A 20,833-nucleotide genomic window follows, 5' to 3' on the forward strand; every position below is an offset into this window, starting at 1 on the left:
TCTGTTCGTCTGTGAAACGGCTGCGCTTCATTCCCTGGTCCTCTCAATGGGCCAGAGCTTACTTCAAAATGGATTATTTCAACGGGGCAAGGTCACCAGCTCAGAGACACCTATCCGGGTCCACGCATAGGTTCCCTTCGGAAACACCTCGTTTTTGACAGTCCGGAACACGTCCATCTGCTCGGACATTTCGACTGATAGCTTGTCGTTTCCACGACGTCATCGAACGTGCAATGAGCGGCTTCGAGGACAATCCGTAAATTGTCCCACATAGCTCTGAATTGCTCTGAAGGATCGTGAATAATCTTGAGATCCTTGGTGCGCCCGACTTGGCCGACGACGGCTTCCAGCGGGGCCATTTCTGACGCCACTGAGTGACGCCGTTGCCCTGTCAGGCAAAGCCCTCGCGGCCGATGCCGACACCATAGCGCATCGCGGTCCCGCCCGGCTGGACGAGATAAAGGAAGCGGGAGGGGGTGTCGACGACGATCGTGCCGGGCGCCTCGCCCCCACTCGGGTCGAGGACCTGCTGACGCTAGTAGCGCGGATCGATCTGCTTGTAGGGAACCGCCGGGATCAGAAAGCCGCCATCCTCGATAGGACCATACATGACAGCTAGGGGCCGATCGGATCCTGGAGAGGCGCCGACTGTCGCCCCACCATCCGGCCCGTGCTGGCGGTGGAGACGCACCCCGCCAGGGTAGAGGCTCCAGCCATTGCCGAAAGCGACAGGAGGCTGCGGCGGGATAACGAGGTATCAAAGCTCACGCTCATTCCTCGTCCTGCCATCTGCGCAGATCCGTCTGGTCATGATAGGCCATGCGATCGGGCGTTGTGATAAACTCAATCATCGCGCCCCACGGCGTGCGGCAATAGCAGACCTTGTTTCCAGGACCTTTTTCGGTTGCGTAGGGAATAGCGCGTGGTGCCGTGAGGGCTGTTCCGCCGGCCTTCTCAAAGCGCTCTACCGATGCGTCGATGTCGTCGGTATAGATACCAAAATGCGTAATGCCGAAGTCGCTCGGTGTAACCGGTTGCGCTTGTCTGGGGCCGTGCATTTCGAAGAGCTCGATGTCAGGCCCGGTTCCGATCTTGACCATCGCCTGCGCACGCACAACCGTTCCCGGGTAAGCACCAGTGGCCCGCTCGAACTCGGGTCCCTGCCTGGCCGGATCCTGCGGCCCGAACGATTGGTAGATCACCTGGCCGCCAAAGGCTTCCACCAGGAACGATTTTGCTGCCTCGATATCGGGCACTGTAATGCCGATGTGATTGACGCCGCGAATTGCAGTCATGACAGTTTTCCTTTCTTGTTCAATCGATGAACGCGATCGGGCTCAATTTGCCCGGATTGCAGAGTTCACTTGGCCTTGAGGAAATCGATGAGAGCAGCGGCCACTTCATGCGGGCGCTCGTCCGCCACATAGTGGCTGCACCGCGCAACCGCGCCGCCTGTCACATTGCTGGCGAACTCCTTGAGCATCGGGACCATATGCGCACCGAAACGCTGCTCCCCGCCGAGACCTAAAACGGGTATCTCAAGCGGTCGCTTTTTGTACTCGAGCGCGGCCGCATGGTCGGCGGTCAGTGTGCGGTACCATTCCATGCCACCGCGCGTGCGACCAGGAAGTGCCATTGCTTTCGCGTAGATCTCGAGGTCTTCAGGATTAAAGGTACTGTGATCATAGAACCGCTCGGCCATGAACGCCGAAACATAGTCATATTCGCGGCCATAAATTAGGCGTTCCGGTAGGTCACGGTTCATGTGGAAGGCGAAGTGCCAAATCTTTGCCGTCGTCGCTTCCCACTGGCTCCAGCCAGGAAGCGGAACATCGAGGACGGCCAAATGGGTAACAGCCTCCCGATAGATAGCGGCCTGCGGCAACGCCACCATTCCACCAATGTCATGGCCGCATAGAGCATAGCGTTGATGCTCAAGGGCGACCATGACCTTATGCGCGTCGCGCGCCATCGTCGCCTTATCGTAGCCGTCAAGCGGGCAGTCGGAAAAGCCTGCGCCGCGTAGATCAATCGCCACCACCCTGAACTGTTCGGCCAGCAGCGGCATGACGTGGTGCCATTCCCACCAGGTTTCCGGCCAACCGTGAAGCAGAAGGATCGGGGGACCAGAGCCGCCCGTGACGGCATTGATCTTGATGCCATTCACCGGCACCAGTTGCTGGGTAAAACCTTCCAGTGTTGGGATCATAACTTTTTCCCGTCGATGTTGATGTTAAACAGAGCTAACGACCCGCTCAGTGCTGATCGAAATCGGTGGCGATCGAGATATCGCGCCAAGCGTCGATTTCGCTGCGGAAGGAAGCCAGCTTTCGCTCAGCGATCGAATGCGCGACGGGCCCAAGCGGCAGATGAAGCGGGGCGTTATCGGCGTCGACCGCCTGCAAGATAACTGCAACCGCCTTGTCGGGATCGCCTGCTTGATTGCCGTTGTTCGTTTCACGATAGTGCCTGCGCGAACTCGCGGCGTACTCCGGCATTTCCTTGGCCGCCATCGTGATCGAGCGTCCAAGGAAATCAGTGCGAAACGGCCCAGGCTCGACGATCAGCACGCGGACGCCGAACGGCTTCAGCTCACCGGCGAGCGCCTCGGAAACCCCTTCAACCGCAAACTTGGCGGCATTGTAGTATGCTGCGCCGCCGCTGCCCGCGATCCCTGCGCCGGACGACATATTGACGATCATTCCGCCCGAACGTCGCAAGGTCGGCAGCGCTGCTCTGGTGATTTCGATAAGACCGAAAACGTTCACCTCGAACATCGGTCGATATTCTTCGGGTTTGCCTTCCTCGAGCGCGCCAAACAGTCCGTAGCCGGCATTGTTCACAAGCACCTCAAAGCCGCCGAATGTCTCGACCGCCTTTGAGACTGCGGCTTTGGCTGCCGCTACATCCGTCACGTCGAGCGGCAAGGTGATCATACGGCCGTCGAATGGCCGAGCCATTTCTTCGATCGAGTTGACGTTGCGGGCAGTAGCGACAACCTGATCGCCCCGCTGTGCCGCAGCGAGCGCGAGCCGTTGTCCGAAGCCGCTCGAGCAGCCTGTAATGAACCATGTTTTCATGACGTTTCTCCGCTTGTTTTCGGAATATGAGTTGAATCTAGATGTTTATATTTGCACTTGAAGTGACAGTTTTGTATTTTCAATGTTCATTTTTGTAAGGGTTTGGCCGTGGAATGGAGTGACGTAAAAATCTTCCTTGCGATTGCGCGATCCGGCACGCTCGGCGGCGCTGCGCGTGCTCTTCAGACCAGCCATCCCACCGTCGGCAGACGGCTGCGTGCCCTTGAGGAGGCGATCGGCCACACGCTCTTCCAGCGGACCGCGGACGGTCTCGTGCTTACCGAGGAGGGTCATGGGATCATCACTCTGGCAGAGCAGATGGAAGAAGGCGCGCTGGCTATGGAGCGCCGGCTTGCCGGGCAGGAGCAAACCCTCAAAGGCAATCTGCGCATCTCGTCAGCAGACTGGTTCGGGGCCTATGTCCTGCCTCCCATCCTGGCAGATTTCTCGAAAGCCTACCCCAATGTAGACGTCGAGATCCTGACCGGCACTCGCCTGTTCAACCTCGCCCAAAGGGAGGCCGACGTTGCCTTTCGCATCGTTCCGTTCGACACTGCCGATGTCATTCAACGGCGGCTCTTCAGGCTCGAATACGGCGTCTACATCGCCGAGGAGTCGCCTGACCCTAAATATGGCGACGGGTCTGGTTTCCGGCTGATCACCCACGATACTTCGACTGGGCAATTCCCCGATATAACCTGGCTCGTCGAGAGTTTCCCGAACGCGAGACCCGTACTGCGATCAAATAACCGAAACGTCCAAGGGCGAATGTGCAAGCAGGGCGTTGGGATCGCCGTCCTGCCCCGCGCAGTGGGCAATCAGATACCGGGTATTCGCAGACTGGAGCTCCCTAAGCCCCCGCCGGCGCGAGACATCTGGATGGGATATCACCGGGACCTGCGACGTCTTCAGCGTCTTCGGGCGTTTATCTCGACCGTCTCGGACCACCTCACAAATGCCCCTGCATGGTAAGCGGCCCGAAGACGATCGATTTTTCCCCGCCAATCACGGCTGCGGTAGTACAGCCGCGACAGACAACTTACTTCTTGGCCGCAATCTCCCTGTGCCGCTCCACCACAGCGCCCACGATCATTGTCATCAGCCCTTCGACAAAGTGCCGACTGAGGCCAACATCATGGGCGATGCTCATCAGTCGATCCAATTGGCGTCGCTCTCGCTCATTATCGATCGCCGGTAACGCTTGCTTGGCTTTTAATTGGCCGACTTGCTCCGTACAGCGAAAGCGTTCGGCTAGGATATAGAGGAGTGCTGAATCTAGATTGTCGATGGTCCTCCGATAGGAAGCAAGTTGCTCTGCCGCATCATCTGTCATCATTGAAATATAATCCACGTGGTTTCATTGGCGGGAGGTAGCGCTTATGAGATGGCATGCATGTTGCGACGCGACAGGGCGATCGTCAGCCAAATTGCCGACACCAGAAAATAGAATGCACCGACACCAGCGTAGCCTGCGACCGTGGCGATAGAAGGCTCCTTCGGCATTTGCGCTTGGAAGATGAAGAGAGCACCGGCCACAGAGGATTGGCCACCGCTCAAAATCATCGCCCACTGACCTCGACTCGTTCTCCAGCGCCGCACCGCAGTTCCAAGCTGCAAAAGTCCTGAAAAGATCGCCCATAGACCGAAAGCGCCGAGAACCCAGTTCATGTTCATCGTCAGCGCCAGCATCACGGCTATCGTCATAGCCGAGCTCGCCGCGACGTTGATCGCTTGGCTCCGGTTGGCGGCAAGACCACCGCTCCTCGTGGCATCGATAACGTTCGCAATTGCATCCCAAGCGGGATAGATGATCAGCAGTGCGGCAGCCACCGCAAAGGAATGCCCTCCGGCAGTCAATGCAGCCGCGACCCACAGCACTGAGAAGGCCGCTCTGGTAAAGTAGTACTTCTTAAGCCACTGGTCGTTGCCGCGCGGGGCACGGGAGGTCTGGTTGTTCGACATTGCTTTCTTCCACTTTCTGAACTGGTTGATTGATGGTTCGCGCTAGCGTCGTCAGATGAAGCCGACATGCTGCCGAAGGGGGTGTTCTCGTCCCATTCAGTACGGCCGATCCGATCGCTTTCGCTGGAGAGTTTCCGGGTTGACTTCTTGGACCTATCGAGGTCACGCGGGCCGTAGTGAGAGGAAACCTTTGCCCCGCGGCCGTGGGCACCCTTGATGCGCATGTTTTTCTCGAAGGCATCGCTGATCGCCTCCTGCCGCCTCGCCGCCCATCGGCCTTCAGGATCGGAGAGGATCGAACTGGTTTGGTTGATTTCGACCTGTCTTGAAGGCGCAATTGCTGAAATCGGCATCACTTTCTGGACTTTGCGTCGGCTCATGGATTGTTTTCCTGTGGTTCGCCATTTGATGGCCTTAGATGCCGGCGTACCATTCGTAGCCGCGATCTTCCCAATAGCCGCCGTTCCCGCCCCACAGGCCGGCGAAGCTCTCGACCAGTTCGATGCGCATGATGTACTTGGCCTGTTTGTACCCCAGCTGCCGCTCGACCCTGAGACGCAAGGGCGCCCCGTGGCCGACGCTGAGGTCCTGGCCGTTCATCTCGTAGGCGAGGATGGTTTGCGGATGAACCGCGTCAATGAGATCAATGCTCTCATAGTAGCGGCCGCTTCCATCGAGCGTCTTTTCGAGCTCGTCGGCGCAATGCAATACGACGTAGCGCGCCGTCGGCTTGACCCCGGTAAGGCGCAACAGATGGGCGAGTGGACCGCCTCTCCACTTGCCGATGGCGCTCCAGCCTTCGACGCAGTCATGGCGGGTAATCTGGATGCGGGAAGGAAGCGCCTTCAGATCTATGAGCGAAATCTCTCGAGGCCGATCAACAAGACCGTCGATCTTCAGTCGCCAGTTTGCGAAGTCACCTTCCAACAGTTCCGCATATTCATCGCTGTCGGGAGCACTCGTTCCATTGACACGGAAGGAGGGGGAAACGTCCTTTTCGTCAAACTCGCGCGCCAGTGCATCGCGCCCCTGAAGCAGCCTCTGGGCTTTCATGGTCAGGTGCTCGGCTGAGCGAAGGACATTGGCGACGTCTGCGTTCTGGTCCAAGAGGTCGCAGCCAGAGAGAGTAAGGGCGCTGGCCCCGAGCGTGCCGCCGATGAGAAAGCGGCGTCGGGTGAAAAGCTTGCTCATCATTGTGGGCCTTTCTCCTGGATCGCATAGCGTCCGGTGATCATCGAGCAGATGTTGTTCCAGGTCCCGGACAGGACCACCATTGCCACGTGCACGATCACGAAGATGACAAGCGCCGACGCTGTGATGAAATGGATCGTGCGCGCGGACTGGCGTCCGCCGAAAATATCGACAAGGGACGGCAGAGCGGCACCGACGCCCGGTGACATTGTCAAACCTGTGAGCACCATCAGCGGCAGCAAAATGACAATGACGGCCAGATAGGTGAGCTTTTGAAGTGCATTATAATGCCTGGCCTTCTCCCCTTCCGGGAAGCGGAGACGAGCGTGGTCGAGAACCTCGCGGCCGAGATGGCGAGGCGAGAGTTCGTGCACCTTTGGCGTCAGGTCTCGCCTGAAATGTCCGCTCAGCAGGCTGAATCCCACGTAGAGAATACCATTGATCACAAACAGCCAGGCAAAGAAGAAATGCCAGCGACGGCCGGCCGCAAGATCCTGAAACGACGGGATTGTTGCCCAGGACGGGAAAGCTCGCGCGGTCGGCTCCCCATCAACATTGGAAACACCCAAGACGCCAGTTGTAGGAAACTGTAGCCCTGCGACACGCACGAAGCCGCTTGGCGTGCCTGCATCGTCGTCGGAGCCGATTGTCAGGACGGCGGGGTCGCCGTTCGCGCCATAATGACCCCAATAAAGCTCCGGGTGGGCATTGAAGATCTGAAGCCCGCTCAAAAGAAGGAAGCTCAGGCAAAGCACGTTCAGCCAGTGCGTGAGCCGGGTCACGACGGAGTGGCGGCGGATAAAGATCGTCCGAGGATATTGAACATTGTCATTGGAAGCGTCTGCGCTCATCTCAGCGTCTTTCATCTGTGCATTTCGCGGCTGCAGACCAAGCAGCGTCGATCTGTAGTCACTGGCCGGAGCAGTAAGGCGGCTGCTCCGGCCAGTGACGGCGTGGTCTTCACATGGGTGGAACCACGCCATTCTTGCCGACGACCACCTGATGGGCGATAGGGCCTGTTGCGGCTCTTTCAGCTGTGATGAAGACAACGGCGCCAGGAACGAGATCATCCTTGGTGGCCGCGGCGATGGTCACGACCGGTGTCCCATCCGGAATGGCGATCTTCTTTTCCTTGCCATGATAGGTCACGGTGACAGTCCGGCCATCGACGCCTTTAACGGCATCCGCGACCGTCGCATTGGTCATGCTGCTGTCGGGCTTCAGATCCCAACCGTAGCTCCCCTCGCCTGTGCCTTTCATTGCCGGCGGGAAAATGAGGACCTCAAGCGCGCCATCGCCGCCGTCGGCCTTTAGCAATGATGCGATACCCACAAAATCGCCCGGCTTGATGTCGGTGACCTTGGCGTTGGCAACGCCGGCGACTTTCCAGGCGTCGGCAAGCGCGACATCGATTGGCTCGCCTTCGCGGGTCTTCACTTTGAGCGTTGACCCCTGGTAGTCGACGATGCTGCCGCGGACATGGATCGGCGCGGCTTTCTTATCTTCGGCAGATGCGGGTGCCGCAAGGACAGTTACAGAAAGGATGCTGGTCAACCCGAGGGCCAAAGGAGGGAAAACACTTCTCATTTTTATCTTCCTACTAGTTGGTAGTTTAAATGGACGCATTTGACCCGAGTAGCCTTGCCACGCAGGATTAGTGAGAGACTGTTGGCGTGAGACGATTGAGGGCAGGTTCGAGTATCATTGAGAACACTTCCGGCTTCCCATAGGCTCTCGCCGAAAGCATTGCCCCGTATACGGTTGCTAGAAATGTTTCGGCTTCAACATGCGGCGCACTGGTTAGACTCAGTTCGCCCTGCTTGGAACCGCGCTCCATGACCAAAGCCAGCCACGAGGAGATGAAGCGGAAAAAGTTCGTCACCTCGGTTGCGACTTCCGTGGGGAGGGAAGGCAGTTCACTGGCAAGCATAGCACAGACACAGTAGGGTCTGCTGGAATCCTCAATGCATGCAGCCCAGTGGTTTGCATAAGCCTTGAGGATGTCCAGAGCATTCGGAACCTTCTGCTCAAGGACTGCCACGCTTGCCTGGCCATCCTCCCGATAACGCTTGACCAGCTCACGCACCAAATCGACCTTGCTAGGAAAATGATGATGAATGCTTGCCTTGCGGATACCGACAATCTCCGAGATATCGGCGTAGCTGAAGCCATTGTAGCCGCCGCTTATCAGAAGGTTTCTAGTGGACGCCAGAATGTCGTCCGAGGTGGTCGAAAGATTGCTCATACAGCTGATCTACCTTCTAGTAGGCAGGCCGTCAATAGCGAGTATTTGCGGGTTCCTCAATTTGTGTGGTTAACAAATCGTTAGTGGCCACGGCGCTATGGGCGGGCATGCGAACGAGATCCAAATGGTCGCCCGGTCCGGGCATTAAAGTGCAGAGAGAATGCGATGAAAGACCTGCCGTCAGCTAGAATCCTTCTGGCACGCGATTTCGAGAACGGGCCAAAGATTGACCCTGTCAAGATCATCCAGATTTATGAAGCCAGCGAATGGGAAACGTTCATTGACGAAATGGGTCCATTCGCTCAAAACCACATATGTCAACGTTATGCGGCCGACCGGTGCAGGAGACAAAGGCATCGATATTGCTGGCTTCTGTGACGCGGACCAGCTGCTCGGCATCTGGGACAATCACCAGTGCAAGCACTACACCTCACCCTTGAGTTTCGGCGTGGTCGCGCCTGAGATCGGGAAGATGCTCTGGTACTCTTTCTCAGGAGAATACAAAGCTCCGAGAGCATGCCGGTTCATCGCGCCTAAAGGCGCTTCGACATCGTTGTCGCTGTTGCTCTCCAATGCGGACAAGCTGAAAGCGAAGGTTCTTGCGGAATGGGACAAAGCCATCTCCGGAAAAATCACCTCGACTGGGTCGGTCGCCCTGGAGGGAAAATTTCTCGACTCCGTCAGGGATTTCGATTTTTGGATCTTTTCGGCCGAGCAACCTCGAACGATCATCGAAGCCCATTCCAGAACGCCCTATCACATCGGCCGCTTCGGTGGCGGATTGCCCTCCCGTCCGCGGCCCGACACTGTCCCTGTCGAGATCGGAGAGACGGAGGCAACCTATACAAGCAAGCTGCTCGATGCCTATGCAGAGCACAAAGGCGAGACGATCGCCTCGGTCTCGCATCTCGATAAGTGGGGGAATTTGAAATTCCATTTTCATCGCTCTCGCGAGGCCTTTTATCATGCGGAGTCCCTGCGGGTCTTCGTGCGTGAGAAAGTGGAGCCTGGTACTTTCGAGGGCTTGCAGACCGAGATACTCGGCGGAGTCCTGGACACTCACGACGGCGAACACTCGGACGGATATGCGCGCGTCGTCGCCGTAACCGAGAAAGCGCAGTCCTTGGTTCTTGACGCTCATCCTCTGAACAGAAGCGCTTTTCCCACCGACCGTCGGGGGATCTGTCATCAGCTTGCGAACGATGGGAAGCTGACATGGCGTCGCTAATGTCTACGGCCTCGGCTTTCAACGGTTCGCTCGAAACGGGGGTGAGGGCCGTCTTCGTTCTGCACGCGCATTTCCCCCAGGCGGTAGATCTGAACCGGCTGACCGCGATGGATTATCTTGTCGTGCGAACCAGTGTCCTCGACGGACCAGCGGACCTGCATCCCCCGACACCGATTATGTCACCTGTCACGCAGGTCCGTAGAAAGTCCGTTCAATCTGCCGTAGCCCTGATGATGTCCCGAAGGCTAGTCGAGCAGGTTATCGATGCAAGTGGGATCCTGTTTCAGGCCGGAGACAATGCGGAGTTTTTTGTCACCGCGCTTCAGACGCCATATCTCCGCCAATTGTACGAGCGCGCCGAATGGCTCGCAGGTTACTTCCAGGACTACAACGATGAGGCTTTTGACGATCTGATGCGCGATCTTCTCACCAACTGGGTCTCTGAATTTCAAGATGAAGCATCCGGACCCTGACGTATTCAGGCTTCCAGATCCGTCACCTTTCCTTTTACGGCTCAGGAAAAGAACCGGCGGTCGTTTCGTTTCAGTCCGGCCTTAACGTCGTCTATGGGGCTTCCGACACCGGGAAGTCCTATGTTGTCGAAGCTATCGATTTTATGCTCGGTGGCAAAGGCCCTCTCCCCGATATCCCGCAGGCGAACGGCTATGGTCGCGTACTGCTTGCGATTGCTTTCGACGACGGATCGGAAACGACATTGCTTCGAAGCATGGCCGGTGGACAGTTCCAGTCATTCGAGGGCCTGCACACGTCGATCCCGGATGCTGAGGGGAGTGGTGAAATTCACAACGACCGCGATGAGGCGAACCTCTCGTCGTTTCTTCTCTCCAAGATCGGCCTTTCAGGTAAGCGGATCAAAAAGAACGCAAAGGATGAAACGCAGGCGCTGAGCTTCCGAAACATTGCGCGGCTGGCGATCGTCAACGAGGAGGAGATCATCCAGAAGCGTTCGCCCTTGTCCAATGGCAACTATACGGCGAATACGGCAAATACGTCCGTCTTCACGATGTTGTTGACCGGCGTCGATGACACAGCGCTCCTGTCACGCAAAAGCACGTCCACCGAAGATCAGAAGCGACTGGCCCAAATCGATCTTCTCGATCAGCTGATCGCGGACGCTCAAAAACGTATCACGACAATATCCGGCTCACGCGACTGTCTGATCAGGAGGAGCGGCTTACGAGAGCGATGGACAATCGCGCCGAGCAGCTCGCTTTCACCGAGGAAAAATTCAAGGCGATCTCGTCCAGAAGGCGGGCCATCATCCAAAAGCTCGAGATTACCAACGATCGATACACGGAAATTGCCACTCTGCTTGACCGCTTCAATCTTCTACGGGACCACTACGATTCGGACTATGAGCGCCTCTTAGGTATCCGCGAGGCGGGTAGCTTTTTTTCGGTTCTCCGACAGGAGGTCTGCGCGACATGCGGTGCTTCGCCCGACCATCACAATCCCAGTGCGGTCTGCCACGGCGATGTAGCGGTGACCGTCGCAGCGGCCGAGGCGGAGATGCAAAAAATCGAGTCTCGGCAATCCGAGCTGACGACGACAATCGCCGCGTTGAACGCGGAGGCGCAATCAATTCGGAAATCCCTTCCCAATATGAGGAATTCACTGAGCGAACTCTCGATTGAGATCGAGACCGTTGTGTCACCGGACCTTAGAAGACAACGCGCGACATACAAAGAGCTCGCGGACAAGGGCGCGAATGTACGCGAAGCGCTCGGTCTCTTCAGAAATCTGAATGATCTCACCAGTCGCAAGGCCAACCTGGAACGGCAGAACGAAGGGGGAGCGGGCGATGCCACATCCAACAATCGCCTAACAAGTACCGTGGTCGCCCCGTTCGCGGAACGTGTTGAAAGCGTGCTCCGGCAATGGGGTTTCCCGACGGTCGAGCATGTGCACTTCGACACAACCGCCAAAGATTTTGTGGTGTCCGGGAAAGCGAGAACGTCCTACGGAAAAGGGCTCAGGGCCATTACGCAGTCGGCGTTTACGATTTCTCTTATTCAATATTGCGCCGACAACGATCTCCCTCACCCCGGGATCGTTGTGCTTGACTCTCCTCTGCTGTCTTACCGCGAGCCCGACAGTGCAGAGGACGATCTCAGCGAAACCAACCTAAATGGGAACTTTTACAGATACCTTCTCGGCCTAGAGAGCGACCGACAAGCCATCATCGTTGAGAACATGGATCCACCGTCCGATGTCGAACTCGGCAATCGGGTCATTCATTTCTCCGGAATGGCTGATGAAGGCCGCTTAGGCCTTTTTCCTCTCTAGCCGGGCCGCCGAAGGCGCCCGGCTCGCCATATGGTCATTGGTGATATAGCTTATCCTCAAGATGATCATCACGATGCGATAGTTCGCTTGCGGCGAAATCAACCGTATTCGGGCGCCATACGGGATCAAAGGAGACCTTTAGCACGCAAGTCGGCCGCAAAGGTGATGAGCGGCATTACGAGAGTTAGCGGCTTGTCCTTCAGCGGTTCGGCACCATAGGAAGCGTACCAGTTGGCCGCTCGCTCGCCTTTAGCATCGATGATCAGTAAAAGTCCCCCGCCCTCTCCTGCAAGTCGCAGGCAGCGGAGCGCTGCGGCGACTAGGAGCCGGCCTCCCAGTCCCTGCCCGGCAACCGCGCGGTCGGTAGCCAATCGCGCGAGCTTGAAGCCTGGCACGTCATGGCGGGCAAGACCGCGTGTCATTGCATCTGGCACAGTCGCATGCTCGACTGCCGAGGGCGCGATCGTATAGAACCCAAGAATACGGCCGGGCACTGCGTCGTCGATAGCACAGAAGGTTTTCGAGGCATTCTGCTCATGGCTCTGTCGGGCGAACCGGAGCAAAAACTCGTTCATCTGACCGTCGCCGCAATCGAAGACTGCCCGACCGTGAGACTTAGCGATCGGTTCCTCATGCCATGCAGGTAAAGTCATAGGCTGCCAGGCAAACCGGCAATCGCCGCGCGCAGCTTGGCGTTAGGTTTAGGCGGATTTTCCAGAAGCTCAAGAATGCGAAGATGATCGCGCTTCGACACTTTGATCGTCTCGGCTTCCTCGATCACAGCCTCTGCTTCTCGCAGCGCGGATTGCGTCACGAAATCCGTCAGATCGGTATTACGAAGTGCCGCAGCGCGCACGAGTTTAGCTTTGGCCGTGGCAGGCACCCTCAAACTCATACGCTCGCTGTTCTCGTTCGCTATGCTCGGCATGTCGGCCTCCATCTCTCAATGGAATATAGGCGAAAGTCTCCTCGTCGTCAATGGTGTGCGCCTTCAAGGCGTACAGATCGCCCAGGCGCACCTCTATATCTTCTTGGCTCGCCTCAGGGCGTGAAGAACGTTGGGATCACCGGTCAGCTGTTCAGCGATCTGCAGACCATCGCGAACGCCCTCAAGGGCAATGGGCGCCTGATCTCGCCAATTGACGCCCAGTACGGACGCAAAGTCTGCTGTCGTTTGGCATTTAATCGTAAGATTCGGCATGCAATTATTTCAACAAGATAGCGCGGCACTTAAATTGAGATTGGACACTTAAGTTGAGATTCTGGTTTCGATTTTGGCACTTAATGTGAGATTCGCCGCCGGGGAAAAGATGGCTGCCTACGGTTAAGCTTAATCAGAAATTCCAAAGATTACAAAAGGTTATTTCCGAATTGGTAGGCGTCAAGCGTCGAAAATCGCACCGAAAAATCTCCAATTAGGTGCCATTACCAGCCGGAACGGGCGCATTCTTACGATTAAATGGCGCGGACAGCCGAGCCGAACGTGGCGGCGGGCGACAGTGTCCAGGTCTCCACGAGGGCGGGAGCGATGATAATCTTCTGTTTCGGCATACTGTATAGATGGGTTTGGCGTTGCTCGGGATCAACAAGAAAAACCGATAGCCCTGACAGGCGTTGGATGCTGGCGCAACAAAAAAGGCCGGGGCGAATTCGCACCGACCTTCTCATGTCGCTCCTCATACCAGTGCCAGTACATCCGTGGTCAAAAGCAGGAAACGACTTTAGCTATCGCGAACATCCCTTCGGACACTCACCAGCGACGCCAGTGCATTATAGATAGCCACGGATTGTGTTCCTTTCAAGTTCGCGGCGTTAAGACAACGGACTTCAAGAGAGCACATCGCAAGCATGAAGCAGAAATAGGCAATAACGGAAGAGAACCCGGACAGCGGTTTTTCCCGCCACGAACTATCCCTTGCCCATCGTCACTGAGGCAATGGAGAAGCAAAATGAAGGTCGTCATTATCACCGGGGGCAGCCGCGGCACCGGTGCCAGCACGGCGAAAATCTGCGCCGCGCGCGGCATGGGTGTTGTCCTCACCTATAACAGAAACCCGGCTGCAGCCGACGCGCTCGTTGCCTCGATCGCGGCTGGCGGCGGCACCGCCGTCGCCCTCAAGCTCGATGTCGGCGATGTCGGCTCCTTCCTCGCTTTCCGCGAAGAGGTCGCATCGGTTCTGCGGACGAGCTTCGCCCGCACCGACTTCGACTTCCTCGTGAACAATGCTGGCCATGGCCTTTACAATCCGATCGTCAGCGTCACCGAAGAGGAATTCGACGGCCTGTTCGCCGTGCATCTGAAAGGCCCGTTCTTCCTCACCCAGACGCTGCTGCCATTGATCGTCGATGGCGGACATATCATCAACCTGACCAGTGCCACCATGCGTGTCGCCTTTGCCGGCGTGGCGCCCTATGCCTCCTTTAAGGGCGGCCTTGAAGTCCTGACCCGCTATATGGCCAAGGAATTCGCTGACCGGAAGATCCGGGCAAATTCCGTCTCGCCGGGTGCTATCCGCACCGAGCTTGGCGGCTTGAACGAGGAGTTTGAAGCCACGCTGGCGGGCATGATCGCGCTGGGACGCGTTGGTGAACCGGAAGAGATTGGCGGCGTCATCGCCAGCCTTCTGTCTGACGATAACCGGTACATCAACGCCCAGAACATCGAAGTGGCCGGCGGCTACATTATCTGACAAGGGAGGCTCTCGATGCTCGATCACATAGTTCCCACGGTTGCCGACGTCGAACGCTCGATTGTCTTCTACACCGCAACGCTTGGCCCCCTCGGTATCACCCAGCGCTTGGACTATGCCGGAAAGGATGGCCCTCCGGGCCATCCCGACCTCAAGGGTTTCGGCAAGAACGGTCGCTTCATCTTTTGGCTGCGCAAGGGCGAGACTGCGCCAGGCTCGATGCATATCGGCTTCGCTGCCGATTCAGAAGCGATGGTCGATGCCGCACATGTTGCTGCGGGCGCGCTCGAAATCCACAAACCAGGTCCGCAGTTGCATTACGATCCACGCTACTACGCCGCGCAGGTTGCAGATCCCGACGGCCATACGCTCGAATTCGTCAACAAGAGCTGGCAGCATGGATAGTGAGATGATGACCGACATTCCCATCATGAGAGCGAAGGTTGACGCCCTCATCGGCGCCACCAATGCCTTCGACGTCGAAGCTGTACTATCCCTCTTCACGTCGCGCGCCGTGATCGACGATCCTTCAACCGGCGAGCGCTTTGACCGCCATGCCGGCATCCGCGACTACATCGAGCGCTACTTCATCGGCTACCACACTGTGACCCGCCTACTATCGATCGAGGCGCTCGACGAGAACCGGGTTCGTGCCAACGTGGATTTCACCGGAGATTTTGGTCATGAGATCGGTCGGCTCGACATCGCGTTCGACGAGGAAGGGCTAATCTCGCGGATCGACGCCGATCTTGAATAGGCGGACGTGGTAATGTCATTTAGGCGGGTACCCATCACTGGATTAAAAGCGATAGGCAGACCCAGTCGTGCTACATCTGAACGCCTTGATCGGATTCGAACTCGCGACCAGCACATTATGAATGCGTCGAAGGCTTTGATTAGAAACAGTCTCCCGACCAATCTTCATGGCCGTGGCGGATACGGATCACGAACATGCTCCCGTCTTCGATGATGCGATACACCACAAGGTGCGCCTTGAACGGATGGATCCTGACAGGAGGAGAAATCTCATGGCGTTCGCGCGCCATTCTTGGGTTGGTGACGATGAGTTCGAGCAAGGCAAAAAGCTCATCGTGATATCGTTTGGCAATGAGTGCTCCGAAGATGCTCCTCTTCCGCTTGGATCGAAAGGCTGAATGGCATCAATCGCTTCCGCGGCTGGTCTCGGCTCGAGCGGTGGCTTCGGCAAACTCGCTAGCCCACTTGGAGGCAGTTAAAGTCGCCGCCGCGATCACCCCTGTTCCCGGTGGCGTCGGTCCTGTGACAATTGCATTGTTCATGGCCAATCCGTAATCACTGCACACCGTGCAGCCGGGCTTGCCACATGACAAAACATATCGACCATTCGAGAGTTTGCACGGTCAGGCGAAACTTTTTCGGCGGCGCCAACGGCGGGCGAATGGGCACGGTCAATCTGGGGCGGAATAATACTTGCTCGAGTTTAAGCTCGCAGCAGCGGTTTTGGTTCCTGCTTTCTTGGCGGTAGCCGCCGATTGCTGTGCGGAGCCATTCGGATTACGCCACGGGTTGATTGTCTATTAGTATACGGTTTCACCACGCACGGAGATCTCGATCGCATGACCTTGGGCTTGTGCTCAGCCAATTTCGCCCTGTTGAACCCTATCCAACAGCCATTGACCGGCCGGTCCCAGATCCTTGTCAGACTTCTGGACTACTCTGAACTGATAGCGAGCGTCCTTCCACAAATTGAGCGGTAGCCTCACCAGTCGCCCGGCCTCCATGTCCGAGCGTATCATCGGCTCAGGCATTGATCCCCAACCGACCCCTGCTAGCAGCAGTGCGTGCTTTGCGCCAAGGTCGGCCAGCCGCCAGGTTTGTTCGGAAAGCACGCCAAAATCCCGCCCCTGCGAGAGTTTGGATCGATCCGACAGGACAAGCTGCACGTGCCTGCGCGCCTTAATTTCAGCGATTGCGCCGTCTTTCTCCGCAGAGAGGGGATGACTGGGGGCCGCGACCGGAACCACGGCAATCGAGCAAAGCGGAACAAACTCCAAACCATCTGCCGTCGCCGGCACAGGCCCGCTGATACCGAGGTCGGCGACCCCGTCGCGGACGAGTTGCGTTACCGCGCCGACAGCTTCAACATGCAATCGCATGGTAACGGACGGATAGGCAGCACTGAAGGCGTTGAGGATTTCGGTGAGTGCTGGGATCGGCATCATTACGTCAACGGCGAAAGAGACTTCAGCCTCTTCGCCCTGCAAGAGGCTTCTGGTGCGGGTTAGCAACCCGCCGACCTCTCTTGTGATGGCCCTTGCACTTGGCAATAGTGCTCGACCGGCCTCCGTGAGGCTCACCCTTTTCGCCGTTCGACGATCAAACAGCGAGAGACTTAGCTGGGCTTCCAAGTTCGCGAGTTGGTAGCTCACGACAGATGTCGCTCGGTTAAGGCTGCGAGCAGCTCCCGCGAAGCTGCCGGTGTCCGCGATCGCGAGGAAAACTCGAAGCTGCTCTAGGGTGGGTGGGTGCGGGGTAATCATCCCAGTTATTAGAACAAATTGCGCAAGATTATCCAGCTTTTTGTGTAGTCCGTTTCCGTCTAGCTAATCGCCAGAACTATTCCAGTGACTGCTCAACATGAGAGATCTCTCCAATGTCCAACAATTTGCGCTATCTTCCAGCCATCGGTCGCCTGCTCATTAGCATCATTTTTCTGGTGAGCGGTCTCGCCAAAATCACCAACGCCGCCATGGTCAAGGGCTACATCGTTTCCGCCGGCCTGCCCCTCCCCGATCTAGCCTATCTGATCGCCATCATTATCGAAGTCGGCGGTGGCGTGCTCCTTCTTGCCGGCTTTAAGTCACGGATGGCGGCGGGCATACTGGCCCTCTTTTGTATCGTCACAGCATTCGCATTTCACGCCGACCTGACGGACCAGATGCAGTCGACGAATTTTCTAAAGAACATCGCGATCGCTGGCGGGTTGTTGCAGATCATCGCCTTCGGTTCGGGTTCACTTAGCTTGGACGGACGACCAACCTCCGATCGCTCCCCCGCCGCATAATCTATCTTTTGCCACAGGCCATCCGCTGCACCGCGGCGGAGCCCGTGGTAAGCCAAGGAAAGCATCTAAAATGCGTGTCTTCAGACTTACAACTCCGCATATTGACGGGCTCCGTCTATCCGAGGAGCCCATGCCCGAACTCGCACAAAACGAAGTGCTGGTGAGGATGCAAGCTGCGTCCGTCAACTACAAGGATAGCTTCTACCTCAACGGGGAGGATGGAATTCAACTCTCCCGCGCCACAATCCCACTTTCGGACGGCGCAGGTGAGGTCGTGGCCGTCGGCCCACTGGTCCGTCGTTTCGCGGTGGGCGACCGGGTAGTGGGAAACTTCGTCCAGGACTGGATCTATGGCCCCATCCCCTCACATGCGGTTGATTCCAGCACGACACTGGGACACGGGATCGATGGGGTCCTTGGAGAATTTAGAGCTTTCCATGAGGAGGGTTTGGTCCGACTGCCTGAGAACCTCAATTACGAGGAAGCTGCTACACTTCCATGTGCCGCGGTCACCGCCTGGAACGCAGTTCGAAATGTTCGCGCCTGGGAAACAGTGCTCATCACTGGAACAGGTGGCGTCGCCCTCTTTGCGTTGCAATTCGCAAACGCGCTTGGAGCAAAGACAATCGTTATCTCCTCTAGTGATGAAAAAATGGCCCGCGCCAAAGACGTCGGCGCCAGCCACGTCGTCAACTACAAGAACGAACCTGACTGGCACTTGCGCGCCCGCGAACTCACCGGGGGATGGGGCGTCGAGCACGTCGTCGATGCCGTCGGGCCTGACACGTTAGAGCGCTCAATCGCCGCGACAGCTCGGGAAGGCACGGTGCATTTTGTCGGTTTGATGAACCCTAAGCGAGTGCTGAACCCCATGCTCATCCTTGGCGGCACGGTCAACGTGCGCGGCGTCCGGGTCGGCTCGCGTAAGCTCTTTGAGGAAATGAATGCTTTCATCGAAAGGCGCGACATCCATCCAATTATCGGAAAGCGTTTCGCATTCGAGAGCTCACGAGACGCATTCGAACAACAGGTTCGCGGCGCGCCTTTTGGCAAGATCATCGTCGACATTGAAGGTGACCGCCAAGCCTAGACGAAAGAGTGCTTTTTCGAACTCGCGAAAATCGGGAACGCCGCGAAATGCGACCCCGACCCGTAAACTCAATCTGGATTTTGGAACGAATATGTCCTCCACAACTGAGAAGACTATCGCCGTCGTCGGCGCAACCGGCCAGCAGGGAGGGGCTGTCTTGCGCGCCCTCAAGACCGACAATGAATTCAAGACCCGTGCCCTCACTCGTCACCCCAGAGAGCATAGCGACATTGCCGACGAAGTCGTCGAGGCTGATCTTGACCGACCCGAAACTCTTATATCGGCGCTCTCAGGTGCGCACGGGCTCTTCCTCGTGACGAATTTCTGGCAAGAGGGAACCGACGAGATCAAGCAGGCAACAACCGCAATTGAGGTCGCCAAGGCGGCCGGTGTTCAACACCTAATTTGGTCGACCTTGCCGAATGTTGATACAATAAGTGGGGGTCGTTTCCACGTTCCCCATTACACCGGTAAGGCTAAAGTTGACCATATCGTGCGGTCCGCCGGATTTACGCACCACACGTTCGTAGTGCCACCTTTTTATTATCAAAATTTGTTATCGGTCATGGCGCCGCAGCAGCGTCCAGACGGTTCTTGTGGCTGGACCCTTCCGCTCAACCCGAACTCGCGCAGCATTCACATGGGCGACATCAACGAGTTCGGCGACATTGTTGCAGGGGCGTTCAGCCGTCCTGCAGAGGTAGGCAATGGACAATACTTGCCTCTTGTCGGTGACGTTCTAAGCTTCAACGAGGTGATCGATACCCTTCGGCAGCTCGAACACGAATTTTCGTTTGCCCGTGCACCGCGTGGCGTCTTTCCAGCTGAGGTGGAAGCCACTTTCGATTACTTTGAGGCGCATACCTACATGGGCACGTTCACCGTCGCTGACTTCGAGCTCGCAAACGTTGTATCTGGCAAACAGCCGACGAAGTTTGTCGCGTGGGCGCGAGAGCACTTCCGACATCCGACTGGACCGATGTAAAAGGGCTCGGCATAGGGGTTAATAACCGAGATACGGCAATGCCGATGACAACGACAACACGCCGGCGGCTTATGGCTTCCGGACGTGGCTATGTCGCTGGGCCTGGCGCACGCTCCCGGTCGTGCGGAATGCTTGGCCGTGCGCTCATGAGCGGCGAGTTCGGCTTGTAGTAGCTCCGCGATATCGTGGTTGACCTTCGACATGGTAATCAGGCGTCTCAAGTCGCGCATTCCAGCGCGCCGGCATTCAAGCTGCGGGATCTCGAGCTCCGTCTGGCCGGCGCGCGGCTGCGTGCTGGAAAGCGCCAGGATGAGAAGGTGGTCTGACCAACATTTGAATGGCCAGCACCATAAAATCGAGACAGGCTTCCGGCCTTCCCTTTCGCCCTCTTCGCGCTGCCATGCCCAGAGGTACGGGTAAGGCGGACTTTGGCGGCTCGGGGAGTCCTGTCGCAAATAACGAGGGGGGCATGGAGCCGACACCGCAGCATTTTATGGCCGAAAAGACGAGCATTAACAGGCGGAAGGACGAGGGCGTCGCTATCATGCGGCCTCCCGTTCTTTGCCTGCAGCCGGTTGAGGGCCGTGCAGGTAGGCGACAGCGCGCTGCGCATTCGCGGGCGCCTGAAAGATCGCCCGCTTGTCGTCGGAGACCACCTTCAACCACACGACTGAAAATAGGACACACGGTCCGGCCGCGGCTCCAGTTCTCGAACTAGTCCCGAAATTGGCGGAAAGGAAGCAACTCGAAGCTTCAGCTACCAGTTCTTCCCGGGCTCTCTTGCTCCGGTCTTCCGAACACCAGGTGAGGTCGCGGCCGACCGGTGCGGGAGCGCCGTCCGGTAAGCCACCTCATGACCCGGTGTCGCATAGAAGAAGCCACATCCCTGAAGCTACCAAAAAGCGGCATCTTGATATGATCCCCGGCCGGGCTGAAGAAGGCTTGGTTGCCGCCGTAGCGAACAGCTAAGGACCTAGCAAAGAACCTGGCGATGGCGGGGGTCAGACAGCGA

General features: G+C 57.3%; 25 protein-coding genes and 4 pseudogenes. 12 read left to right on the forward strand and 17 right to left on the reverse strand.

Features of this window, described 5'->3' with window-relative positions:
- Window positions 1-110: 110 nt before the first annotated feature.
- From FHX16_RS31705 to FHX16_RS27775, 5 genes and pseudogenes are all read right to left on the reverse strand, one after another.
- On the reverse strand, window positions 111-359 hold the full coding sequence (locus FHX16_RS31705) for a Rid family hydrolase (protein ID WP_348649651.1): 249 nt from the start codon (window positions 357-359) through the stop codon (window positions 111-113).
- Window positions 360-394: 35 nt separating this feature from the next.
- Window positions 395-768 (reverse strand): annotated as a pseudogene (locus FHX16_RS27760) (L,D-transpeptidase); the annotation flags it as partial.
- 2 nt (window positions 769-770) lie between these two features.
- Window positions 771-1,295, reverse strand: coding sequence for a VOC family protein (locus FHX16_RS27765; RefSeq protein WP_183758693.1), 525 nt, complete (start codon window positions 1,293-1,295; stop codon window positions 771-773).
- A gap of 65 nt (window positions 1,296-1,360) precedes the next feature.
- Window positions 1,361-2,209, reverse strand: coding sequence for an alpha/beta fold hydrolase (locus FHX16_RS27770; protein WP_183758691.1), 849 nt, complete (start codon window positions 2,207-2,209; stop codon window positions 1,361-1,363).
- A 46-nt stretch (window positions 2,210-2,255) separates the two neighbouring features.
- Window positions 2,256-3,080: an oxidoreductase gene (locus FHX16_RS27775; RefSeq protein ID WP_183758689.1), complete on the reverse strand. Its 825-nt coding sequence runs from the start codon at window positions 3,078-3,080 to the stop codon at window positions 2,256-2,258.
- Window positions 3,081-3,188: 108 nt separating this feature from the next.
- On the opposite strand from FHX16_RS27775, the gene FHX16_RS27780 reads away from it, so the two are divergent.
- Window positions 3,189-4,052, forward strand: a complete 864-nt coding sequence (locus tag FHX16_RS27780; protein WP_183758687.1) for a LysR family transcriptional regulator — start codon at window positions 3,189-3,191, stop codon at window positions 4,050-4,052.
- A gap of 67 nt (window positions 4,053-4,119) precedes the next feature.
- Here the strand turns inward: FHX16_RS27780 and FHX16_RS27785 are convergent, their stop codons facing one another.
- The 6 genes from FHX16_RS27785 to FHX16_RS27810 form a co-directional block, all read right to left on the reverse strand.
- The gene (locus FHX16_RS27785; protein ID WP_183758685.1) at window positions 4,120-4,416 is read right to left on the reverse strand and encodes a chorismate mutase; all 297 of its coding nucleotides are present in this window, start codon (window positions 4,414-4,416) and stop codon (window positions 4,120-4,122) included.
- A 41-nt stretch (window positions 4,417-4,457) separates the two neighbouring features.
- On the reverse strand, window positions 4,458-5,042 hold the full coding sequence (locus tag FHX16_RS27790; RefSeq protein ID WP_183758683.1) for a DUF308 domain-containing protein: 585 nt from the start codon (window positions 5,040-5,042) through the stop codon (window positions 4,458-4,460).
- A 414-nt stretch (window positions 5,043-5,456) separates the two neighbouring features.
- Window positions 5,457-6,233 (reverse strand): molybdopterin-binding protein, encoded by a 777-nt coding sequence (locus FHX16_RS27795; protein WP_183758705.1) that lies wholly within the window; start codon window positions 6,231-6,233, stop codon window positions 5,457-5,459.
- Window positions 6,233-7,084 (reverse strand): cytochrome b/b6 domain-containing protein, encoded by an 852-nt coding sequence (locus FHX16_RS27800; RefSeq protein WP_183758680.1) that lies wholly within the window; start codon window positions 7,082-7,084, stop codon window positions 6,233-6,235. Before FHX16_RS27800 ends, FHX16_RS27795 begins: the two co-directional genes overlap by 1 nt.
- A gap of 109 nt (window positions 7,085-7,193) precedes the next feature.
- Window positions 7,194-7,820 carry a hypothetical protein gene (locus tag FHX16_RS27805; protein ID WP_183758678.1) on the reverse strand — a complete coding sequence of 209 codons (627 nt, stop codon included), beginning with the start codon at window positions 7,818-7,820 and terminating at the stop codon, window positions 7,194-7,196.
- Window positions 7,821-7,887: 67 nt separating this feature from the next.
- A complete protein-coding gene (locus FHX16_RS27810) occupies window positions 7,888-8,478 on the reverse strand; it encodes a TetR/AcrR family transcriptional regulator (protein WP_183758676.1) in 591 nt (196 codons plus the stop codon).
- Window positions 8,479-8,758: 280 nt separating this feature from the next.
- On the opposite strand from FHX16_RS27810, the gene FHX16_RS27815 reads away from it, so the two are divergent.
- From FHX16_RS27815 to FHX16_RS27825, 4 genes and pseudogenes are all read left to right on the forward strand, one after another.
- Window positions 8,759-9,706 carry an ABC-three component system protein gene (locus FHX16_RS27815; RefSeq protein WP_246712820.1) on the forward strand — a complete coding sequence of 316 codons (948 nt, stop codon included), beginning with the start codon at window positions 8,759-8,761 and terminating at the stop codon, window positions 9,704-9,706.
- On the forward strand, window positions 9,694-10,179 hold the full coding sequence (locus FHX16_RS27820) for an ABC-three component system middle component 2 (RefSeq protein WP_183864851.1): 486 nt from the start codon (window positions 9,694-9,696) through the stop codon (window positions 10,177-10,179). Before FHX16_RS27815 ends, FHX16_RS27820 begins: the two co-directional genes overlap by 13 nt.
- A gap of 17 nt (window positions 10,180-10,196) precedes the next feature.
- A pseudogene (locus tag FHX16_RS31710) lies at window positions 10,197-10,529 on the forward strand (AAA family ATPase); the annotation flags it as partial.
- Window positions 10,530-10,912: 383 nt separating this feature from the next.
- On the forward strand, window positions 10,913-12,013 hold the full coding sequence (locus FHX16_RS27825) for a hypothetical protein (protein WP_246712819.1): 1,101 nt from the start codon (window positions 10,913-10,915) through the stop codon (window positions 12,011-12,013).
- Window positions 12,014-12,138: 125 nt separating this feature from the next.
- Here FHX16_RS27825 and FHX16_RS27830 read toward each other — a convergent pair whose 3' ends face one another.
- A complete protein-coding gene (locus FHX16_RS27830) occupies window positions 12,139-12,666 on the reverse strand; it encodes a GNAT family N-acetyltransferase (protein WP_259131557.1) in 528 nt (175 codons plus the stop codon).
- Window positions 12,663-12,941, reverse strand: a complete 279-nt coding sequence (locus FHX16_RS27835; protein WP_015633362.1) for a DUF1778 domain-containing protein — start codon at window positions 12,939-12,941, stop codon at window positions 12,663-12,665. The genes FHX16_RS27830 and FHX16_RS27835 overlap by 4 nt, the downstream gene beginning before the upstream one ends.
- Window positions 12,942-13,962: 1,021 nt before the next feature.
- Between FHX16_RS27835 and FHX16_RS27840 the strand changes: the two genes are divergently transcribed.
- The 3 genes from FHX16_RS27840 to FHX16_RS27850 are packed head-to-tail and all read left to right on the forward strand — an operon-like array spanning window position 13,963 to window position 15,460.
- Complete coding sequence (locus FHX16_RS27840) at window positions 13,963-14,703, forward strand: SDR family NAD(P)-dependent oxidoreductase (RefSeq protein ID WP_183864850.1); 741 nt, start codon at window positions 13,963-13,965, stop codon at window positions 14,701-14,703.
- 15 nt (window positions 14,704-14,718) lie between these two features.
- Window positions 14,719-15,108, forward strand: a complete 390-nt coding sequence (locus FHX16_RS27845) for a VOC family protein (RefSeq protein ID WP_183758668.1) — start codon at window positions 14,719-14,721, stop codon at window positions 15,106-15,108.
- Window positions 15,109-15,112: 4 nt separating this feature from the next.
- The gene (locus tag FHX16_RS27850) at window positions 15,113-15,460 is read left to right on the forward strand and encodes a nuclear transport factor 2 family protein (protein ID WP_259131561.1); all 348 of its coding nucleotides are present in this window, start codon (window positions 15,113-15,115) and stop codon (window positions 15,458-15,460) included.
- A 139-nt stretch (window positions 15,461-15,599) separates the two neighbouring features.
- Here FHX16_RS27850 and FHX16_RS27855 read toward each other — a convergent pair.
- Window positions 15,600-15,864: pseudogene (locus FHX16_RS27855) on the reverse strand (type II toxin-antitoxin system RelE/ParE family toxin).
- A 63-nt stretch (window positions 15,865-15,927) separates the two neighbouring features.
- On the opposite strand from FHX16_RS27855, the pseudogene FHX16_RS27860 reads away from it, so the two are divergent.
- Window positions 15,928-16,049, forward strand: a pseudogene (locus FHX16_RS27860) (bifunctional methylenetetrahydrofolate dehydrogenase/methenyltetrahydrofolate cyclohydrolase); the annotation flags it as partial.
- Between the two features lie 267 nt (window positions 16,050-16,316).
- Here the strand turns inward: FHX16_RS27860 and FHX16_RS27865 are convergent.
- Complete coding sequence (locus FHX16_RS27865; protein ID WP_183758666.1) at window positions 16,317-17,222, reverse strand: LysR family transcriptional regulator; 906 nt, start codon at window positions 17,220-17,222, stop codon at window positions 16,317-16,319.
- Between the two features lie 113 nt (window positions 17,223-17,335).
- On the opposite strand from FHX16_RS27865, the gene FHX16_RS27870 reads away from it, so the two are divergent.
- The 3 genes from FHX16_RS27870 to FHX16_RS27880 all read left to right on the forward strand — a co-directional run bounded on the left by FHX16_RS27870 (window position 17,336) and on the right by FHX16_RS27880 (window position 19,821).
- Window positions 17,336-17,746 (forward strand): DoxX family protein, encoded by a 411-nt coding sequence (locus tag FHX16_RS27870; RefSeq protein ID WP_183758664.1) that lies wholly within the window; start codon window positions 17,336-17,338, stop codon window positions 17,744-17,746.
- A gap of 130 nt (window positions 17,747-17,876) precedes the next feature.
- A complete protein-coding gene (locus FHX16_RS27875; RefSeq protein WP_183758662.1) occupies window positions 17,877-18,836 on the forward strand; it encodes an NAD(P)-dependent alcohol dehydrogenase in 960 nt (319 codons plus the stop codon).
- The gene (locus FHX16_RS27880) at window positions 18,820-19,821 is read left to right on the forward strand and encodes an NmrA/HSCARG family protein (protein ID WP_259131566.1); all 1,002 of its coding nucleotides are present in this window, start codon (window positions 18,820-18,822) and stop codon (window positions 19,819-19,821) included. The genes FHX16_RS27875 and FHX16_RS27880 overlap by 17 nt, the downstream gene beginning before the upstream one ends.
- Window positions 19,822-20,363: 542 nt before the next feature.
- Here the strand turns inward: FHX16_RS27880 and FHX16_RS31715 are convergent.
- Window positions 20,364-20,585, reverse strand: a complete 222-nt coding sequence (locus FHX16_RS31715; protein ID WP_405049332.1) for a hypothetical protein — start codon at window positions 20,583-20,585, stop codon at window positions 20,364-20,366.
- Window positions 20,575-20,826 (reverse strand): zincin-like metallopeptidase domain-containing protein, encoded by a 252-nt coding sequence (locus FHX16_RS27885; RefSeq protein ID WP_281412093.1) that lies wholly within the window; start codon window positions 20,824-20,826, stop codon window positions 20,575-20,577. Before FHX16_RS27885 ends, FHX16_RS31715 begins: the two co-directional genes overlap by 11 nt.
- Between the last annotated feature and the right edge of the window lie 7 nt (window positions 20,827-20,833).

Origin of the sequence: Rhizobium sp. BK661 (assembly GCF_024808825.1) — a bacterium.
Classification (GTDB): Bacteria; Pseudomonadota; Alphaproteobacteria; order Rhizobiales; family Rhizobiaceae; genus Rhizobium.